At 67.5% G+C, this 6,962-nt stretch carries 8 protein-coding genes; 6 read left to right on the top strand and 2 right to left on the bottom strand.

What is annotated here, in order from left to right:
• Positions 1 to 422: 422 nt before the first annotated feature.
• Both JWQ90_RS04385 and JWQ90_RS04390 read right to left on the bottom strand, forming a co-directional pair.
• The gene (locus tag JWQ90_RS04385) at positions 423 to 1,148 is read right to left on the bottom strand and encodes a VOC family protein (RefSeq protein ID WP_299689961.1); all 726 of its coding nucleotides are present in this window, start codon (positions 1,146 to 1,148) and stop codon (positions 423 to 425) included.
• Between the two features lie 133 nt (positions 1,149 to 1,281).
• Positions 1,282 to 2,253, bottom strand: a complete 972-nt coding sequence (locus JWQ90_RS04390; protein ID WP_299689964.1) for a flavin reductase — start codon at positions 2,251 to 2,253, stop codon at positions 1,282 to 1,284.
• Positions 2,254 to 2,390: 137 nt separating this feature from the next.
• Here JWQ90_RS04390 and JWQ90_RS04395 point away from each other — a divergent pair, with 137 nt between their 5' ends.
• The 6 genes from JWQ90_RS04395 to JWQ90_RS04420 all read left to right on the top strand — a co-directional run bounded on the left by JWQ90_RS04395 (position 2,391) and on the right by JWQ90_RS04420 (position 6,808).
• Positions 2,391 to 3,521, top strand: a complete 1,131-nt coding sequence (locus JWQ90_RS04395) for an acyl-CoA dehydrogenase family protein (protein ID WP_299689967.1) — start codon at positions 2,391 to 2,393, stop codon at positions 3,519 to 3,521.
• Between the two features lie 22 nt (positions 3,522 to 3,543).
• Positions 3,544 to 4,791, top strand: a complete 1,248-nt coding sequence (locus JWQ90_RS04400) for an acyl-CoA dehydrogenase family protein (RefSeq protein WP_299689970.1) — start codon at positions 3,544 to 3,546, stop codon at positions 4,789 to 4,791.
• 195 nt (positions 4,792 to 4,986) lie between these two features.
• Positions 4,987 to 5,856 carry a hypothetical protein gene (locus JWQ90_RS04405; protein WP_299689973.1) on the top strand — a complete coding sequence of 290 codons (870 nt, stop codon included), beginning with the start codon at positions 4,987 to 4,989 and terminating at the stop codon, positions 5,854 to 5,856.
• Between the two features lie 5 nt (positions 5,857 to 5,861).
• Complete coding sequence (locus JWQ90_RS04410; RefSeq protein ID WP_299689976.1) at positions 5,862 to 6,341, top strand: PaaI family thioesterase; 480 nt, start codon at positions 5,862 to 5,864, stop codon at positions 6,339 to 6,341.
• Positions 6,338 to 6,490 carry a hypothetical protein gene (locus JWQ90_RS04415; RefSeq protein WP_299689979.1) on the top strand — a complete coding sequence of 51 codons (153 nt, stop codon included), beginning with the start codon at positions 6,338 to 6,340 and terminating at the stop codon, positions 6,488 to 6,490. The genes JWQ90_RS04410 and JWQ90_RS04415 overlap by 4 nt, the downstream gene beginning before the upstream one ends.
• A gap of 111 nt (positions 6,491 to 6,601) precedes the next feature.
• Positions 6,602 to 6,808, top strand: coding sequence for a hypothetical protein (locus JWQ90_RS04420; RefSeq protein ID WP_299689982.1), 207 nt, complete (start codon positions 6,602 to 6,604; stop codon positions 6,806 to 6,808).
• Positions 6,809 to 6,962: the final 154 nt, after the last annotated feature.

The raw sequence follows: 6,962 nt of genomic DNA on the forward strand, positions 1-6,962 counted from the left end.
GGGAGAGACCGCCGCAGCTTGGCGCTGCCGGCTTGAGCCCCGGAACCGACCCGCCCCTTCCCCCGCCTGCGGGGGAAGGTTGGGATGGGGGCGAGACGATAGCGCCGCGCCTGCTCGCCCCCACCCCGGCCCTCCCCCGCACGCGGGGGAGGGAGAGGTTCCTGGGTAGGGTGGCGCGGAGCGCCGGGTGAGGGGCTTCTTCCCGCCGAACAGCCCCTCATCCGCCCCTTCGGGGCAGCATCGAACGCAAGCGGGAGAAGGGACTGCAACACTTCAGGTAGTGACTCGGCGGAGCATCCCGCCTTCCGCGTGTCCCCGACGGTCGCGGCAAGCGGCGGGATGCTCCCGCCCTACGTACTTCCCTGAAAACCGACGCCCATCGCCTGCAGGTCGGCAAGGGATTGCCGACCTGCCACAGCGGACTACCGCTCGCCGTGGAACTGCACCAGCGCTCCGGCCAGGCGTTCGTCCTTGAAGAACTGGAAATCGACTTTCGACGATTTGAATTCGCTGACCATCTTCAGGCCGCTGGCCTCGAGGCGTGCGCGCTCTGCAGCTAAGTCATCGACGGTGAAGGCGAGGTGCGACAGGCCTTCACGCTCGCCCAGCACCAGCGAGTCGGCCGAAATGCCGGCGACGTTCTCGACCATCTCGAACTCGAAGCCGGTGTCGGTGTAGCCGTGCGTTACGAGCGAGCGACTTGGATTCTCCCGGGCCTCGACCCAGGTGGTGATGGGGTATTCCTTCACCGGCTCCCAGCGGATGCCGAACAGCTCGGCGTACAGCCCGATCGAGCGGTGAATGTCCTTGACCGCGAAACCCACGTGCAGAAATTTCATGCTGCCTCCTTTTTCCGTGATGACCGCCGATGGCCGGCGCTGCGGCGGCCCCGCCAGCAGCTGTGCGAACGCGGCGACGAGGGCCAGCGCCGCCAGTGCAGCTAGCCCGACCGTGTAACTACCGAGATGGTCGTAGCTGAGCCCGATCAGGTACGGCGACAGCGCGCTCAAGCTCATGCTGAGCGGTGCCATCGTGCCCATCACCAGTGCGAAGGGTCCGGTGCCGAAGTAGCGGCTGATCACCAGCGACTTGCAGATCAGGCCCGCGCCATAACCGATGCCGAACAGGATCACTGGGGGCTCGCGCATCACCCGGCCTGTGTAGGGCGGGTCGCGACCCGCCGTTCCCGCTTCAAGTCAAGACGGCGGGTCACGACCCGCCCTACTCCGGCAAGCTTCTGGATCTTCATGAGTCGCTATCACCAGGTGGCGAATTTGAAACTCAGACCGCTTCCCGGCTCCGGGTCCACAGCGGTGGTGTATCGGCGCGCGTCGCATGCGCCAGGCGCCGCACCAGGTGCGTCAGTACCTGCACCTCGCCGTGATCGAAACCTTCGAGCGCGTCGTCCTCGATCGACTTGGTCGCGGCGACCAGCTCGATGTTGATCTGGCGGCCGGCCGCGGTCAGCGACACCCGCGGGTCCGGCGCGCCCTGCATCACGATGTAACCCCGCTCGCGCAAGCCGGCCAGCGCGGCGGCATCGACCGACTGACCGGACACTTTCAGCAACGCGTCGAGCTCCGACAGCGGGCGCTCTTCGCATACACCCAGCACGCCGATGACCTGGTGTTCGACATCATTCAAGTCGTGCGCCGCCAGCTGCGGCTTCAGCTGATAGCGCAGCTGGTGGAACACGCGGCCGAGCAGATAGGTCAGCGCGTTGCGGCCGAAGCTGTCGGCCTGATACGCCGCCTCTTCGGCCGCGTATTCCGCGGGCTTCTTCACCGCCAGCGCATAGCCGCCGGACTGGAAGACCAGGGGCGGCAGGCCGAAGTGCTCGAAGTTCAGCACCTCGCCGACGAAGATCACGTGATCGCCGCCTTCGTAGCGATACGCAGTGCGGCATTCAAAGCGCGCCGAGCAGCCCGACAGTAGCGGCATTTCGCCGTGACCGCGCGTCAGCGCCTGGCCCTCGAACTTGTCGATACCGCGTTTGGCAAAGCGCCCCGACAGCGCTTCCTGCCGGTTCGACAGGATGTGCACCGCGAAGTAGTCGTTCTCGTTGAAGGCCTGCAGGCTGCCGGAGGTCTTGGCCAGGCTCCACAACACCATCGGCGGGTCCAGCGACACCGAGTTGAAGCTGTTCGCGGTCAGGCCGATGTCGATGCCGCCATGGCGCGTGGTAACGACGGTGACGCCGGTCGTGAACGCACCGAGCGCGTTGCGGAACTGCTTGGGATCGATGACGTTCATGCGCTCCTCGCACTGCCGGCGCGCTGACGACCCTGTGGATCGGCACACGACGGCTCCGGCTAATTAGGATACTATTTTGACCTAAACCATTTCCGGACGCCAGCGGCGTCTGCACAGGCGATGACGGCAAACCGACAATGAACCTGGCGTTCTCCGAAGAAGAGCTGGCGATCCGCGATGAATTCCGCCGCGTGCTGACGTCGAGCAGCGCACGCGCCGGCCTGGTGGCGATCCAAGCACAGCAGCTGTCCTGCGACCTGCCGCTGTGGCAGCGCCTGGCGCAGACCGGCTGGCTTGGCGCTGGCGTAGCCGAAGAACACGGCGGCAGCGCGCTGGGCAACGCGGTGCTGTGCCTGGCCGCCGAAGAGATCGGGCGCCAGTCACCGGCGATACCCTATGTCGCGTCGGTCTGCGGCTTTGCGGTCGCTCTGGCGCTGGCCGATGCGCCGCGCGCGCAGGCGCAGTGGCTGCCGCGCATCGCCGACGGCTCCGTGCTAGGCCTGGTGCTGATGGCGCAGGACTGGTCGGCGCCGCCGCTGCTGTCCGGCATCGATAGCGCCGATGACAGCTGCACACTCAGCGGCGCAACCCGGCTGCTGCGCGATGGCGCATCGGCCAGCGTCGCACTGACCCTGATCGGCGAAGCCGAACGCGCGGCGCTGCTGCTGCTGCCCCTGCCCGCCGGCGAACGGATCGGCGCGATCGACAAGACCCTCGACCTGCTGCATCCGCCCGCCGCGTTCCGCTTCGATGCCGCGCCGGCCGAGGTCCTGGCCACCGGCGACGCCGCGATCCGTTTGTGGGAACGCGTGCTCGACCGCTACGCGCTGTTCACCGCGTTCGAACAGCTCGGTGGCGCGCAGGCCGCGCTGGAGATGGCGCGCGACTACAGCCTGACGCGCTACGCCTTCGGCCGCGCGATCGGCTCGTTTCAGGCGCTGAAACACAGCATGGCGGACATGCTCGCCGCGATCGAGCTGGCGCGATCCAACTGCTATTTCGGCGCCGCTGCACTGGACGACGACGAAGCCCAACTGCCCGAAGCCGCGGCTGTGGCGCGCATCGCCGCGACCGACGCGTTCCGGCTGTGCGCGAAGCAGAACATGCAGATCCACGGCGGCATCGGCGTGACCTGGGAATCGGACGCGCACCTGGCTTATCGCCGCGCGCAATCGCTGGCAACCGCACTCGGCACGCCAGGGTTCTGGAAGGAACGCCTGGTCAGGCTGCTGATCGCCCACCGCGGCAGCGCCGCGCGCGCCGCCTGAGAACCCGCATGAAAGAATCCGCATGAATCTGCACGACACACCCGAACAGGCCGCCTTCCGCGAACGCGCCCGCGACTTCATCCGCGAGCACGCACCCTGGGACCAGGTGCAGCAGGCACGCAGGCTGCGTTTCGCCGGCAAGCCTTTCGCCGACGAGGCCGACTGGATCGCGCTGTCGCGGCGCTGGCAGCAGATCAAGCACGCTCACGGCTGGGCCTGCCTGGTGTGGCCGCGCGAATGCGGCGGCCAGGGCCTGTCGCCGATCGAGAACGTGATCTTCCAGCAGGAAGAGCAGGATTTCGTCGAGCTCAACGGCCCGTTCATGATCAGCCAGGGCTTCATCGCACCGACGCTGATGAGCTTCGCCAGCGAGGCGCAGCAGCGCGAGTTTCTGCCGGCGATCGCGCGTGGCGACACGGTCTGGTGCCAGATGTTCAGCGAGCCCGGCGCCGGCTCGGACCTGGCCGGCGTGCGCACACGCGCCGAGCGCGTAGCCGGCGGCTGGACACTCAAGGGACAGAAAGTCTGGACCTCGGGCGCGCACTACGCGGCCTGGGGCATGGCGCTGGTGCGCACCGATGCCGACGTGGTCAAGCACAAGGGCCTGACGATGGTGTTCATGAAGATGGACAGCCCCGGTATCACGGTGCGGCCAATCGAGGAGCTGTCCGGCCATGCGCATTTCAACGAAGTGTTTCTCGACGAGGTGTTCGTGCCCGACGCGCAGGTGCTCGGCGGCGTCAACCAGGGCTGGAGCGTCGCGCTGACCACGCTGATGAACGAGCGCATGACCATCGGCGCGAGCACGCCGATGGGCATTGAGGAAATCTTCGAGCTGGCGATGCAGCCCGACGCCGACGGCCGGCGCCCGATCGACTCGGAGAGCGTGCGCATGAAGCTCGCCGAATGGCACACCAAAGATTGCGGCATCCGCTACGGCGTGCAGCGGATGCTGACCGCCATCGCCGCCGGCGCGTCGCCCGGGCCGGAGGCCTCGGTCGGCAAGCTGGTCGGCGCCAATGCGACGCAGGAGATCGCCGCGTTCGGCCTCGACCTGCTCGGCAACCGCGCGCTGGCCCAGGCCGACGGTGACGACGCGGCGTATTGCTTCCACTGGATGTTCCACTTCGGCGCACTGCATCGCGTCGAAGGCGGCACCGACGAGATCATGCGCAACGTGCTCGCCGAACGAGTGCTGGGCCTGCCGGCGGAACACCGCGCCGACAAGGGCCCGTTCCGCGACGTGCCGACGGCCCCGCCGGCGGCCTGAAATTCGCGTCGTGGACGGGAACGAAGCCGTCATTCCCGCGAAGGCGGGAATCCAGTTTTCACTGCGGACAAGAGCTTGGGCTCGAGCGTCAACACTGGATTCCCGCCTTCGCGGGAATGACGAGATAGTGTCGGCTGATGTTGCTTTCTTCCGTACCGTCGCAACAGTTTGTCGTAACCGTTCAAGGGAATCACCATGCCCGCCACACTCGCCGCCGCCGTCAGCCAGGTCACGCAGCAGGCGCTGGCCAGCGGCGCACTGATCCCGTTCCATGTCGCCGGCGAAACCGCGCTCGACGCCGGCCTGCCCTGGCGCATCGAGTGGGCCTCGTCGCTGGCGCTCAAGGACCAGGCGAAGATCCCGAAGCCCGGCACCAAGCCGGGCGCATTCAACCCTTTCCTGCCCTACGAGCCGGCGCTGTACGTCAGCGATCTGGGTGAGGCGCACGTGCTGCTGCTGAACAAGTTCCCGGTGCTGTTCAATCACGTACTGATCGTGACCCGCGACTACGCCGACCAGGAACGGCCGCTGCAGCGCGCCGACTTCGACGCGCTGGCGATCGCGATGAGCGGCATCGACGGCCTGGCCTTCTTCAACGGCGGCGTCACCGCCGGCGCCAGCGTGCAGCACCGGCATCTGCAGATCGCGCCGTTCACGGCGCCGCTGATCGAGGCCCTGCTGCCCGAGGCCGCAGCGGGCGACGCGACGCAGCCGCTGGCGCGGCTGCCGTATCGGCACGCCTTCGTGCGCTTTGCGTACGCCTGGCCCGGTGCGGCCGCCGACGCCGGCGCGCGCCTGTTCGATGCTTACCGTCACTGCCTGGATGCCTGCGGGCTGCAACCAGGCGACAACGGCCGCCTGCCGGCCTACAACCTGCTGGCGACGCGCGACTGGTTCATGCTGATCCCGCGCAGCCGCGAAACCTGGCGCAGCGGCGAGCATTCGGTGTCGCTGAACGCGATGTCCTTCGCCGGCTCGATCTTCGTGCGCGATCCGGCGCTGATCGCGCCGATCCGCAAGGCCGGGCTGATCGCGCTGCTGTCGTCCGTGACATTCCCGCGCTGATCGCAATGAACGAGATCCCTGCCGGCTTCGCGCCACTGCAGAACCACAACGCGCATTCGTTCATTGCGCACATCGGGCCGTTTTACGAACGGCGCGAGAACGACAGCCCCTGCGTCGGCGTGCGCATCGCCGCGCAGCACTGCAATCCTTTTGGCGAAGTGCATGGCGGCTTCGTCGCGGCGATGTTCGACTTCGTTGGCGCGTACACGATGCTGCGCGGTCCCGATCCGACGCCGTCGGTGGTGACCGTGCAGCAGACCACGCAGCTGATCGCCGGTGCCCGGCTCGGCAACTGGATCGAAGGCCGCGCGACCATTCACCGCAAGGGCCGCACGATCGCGCATGTCGGCTGCGACCTGAAGACCGGCGGCCAGCTGATCGCGCACGCCGAATTCGTGTTCCGCGTGCTGTCCGGCGAAGGCACTGCCGCGCGCATCGCCAGGCGTGCGGCCCTGAATCCCGGCGCCACCGGTGATGCGGCATGAGCGGCGGCTATGCCACGCATCGCTCCGGCATCTATCGCCGGCGGCTGCGTATCGTCACCGGCCCCGGCTGGGCCCGCGCCGACCTTGAGGACGACCCGCACCGCTACGGCGTCGAAGTCCACCACGACGGCGCCGATATCCTGAAATGAACCATCGACGCGCAGCTGATCGTCGCGCCGGCGGCATTTGCCGGCCAGCCCTGGCAAAAGCTGCTGACCTGGGCCCGCGAACAGATCGCGGATATCGACGAACTCGAGGCCGTGGTCGTACTGCGCCGCGCGGTGATGATCTCGCACGGCCGCACCGTCAGCCTCGACCCGCTGAACAACGCCGCCGACTCCGGCCACGTCAGCGGCGCCTGCTACGTGTTCCATCCAGGCGTCGCCGAACGAACACTGAGGATGCAAGGCTCGACGCTGGACTTCACCGATACGCCGGATGCGCTGCTGGCCGATCTGGTGGGCTAGGCGGTCCCCTCTCCATGAACCAGCCTCGCCTCGCAAACGACGTAGGTCGGCAATCCTTTGCCGACGTGTGCGCCCTGATCCCTTGAGCACGTCGGCAAAGGATTGCCGACCTACCATCAGCGGGTTCAGGGTCCGTGAGCAGGTCCGCAAGGAA

The sequence above is a fragment of the Hydrocarboniphaga sp. genome (assembly GCF_028291725.1).
GTDB lineage: Bacteria > Pseudomonadota > Gammaproteobacteria > Nevskiales > Nevskiaceae > Hydrocarboniphaga.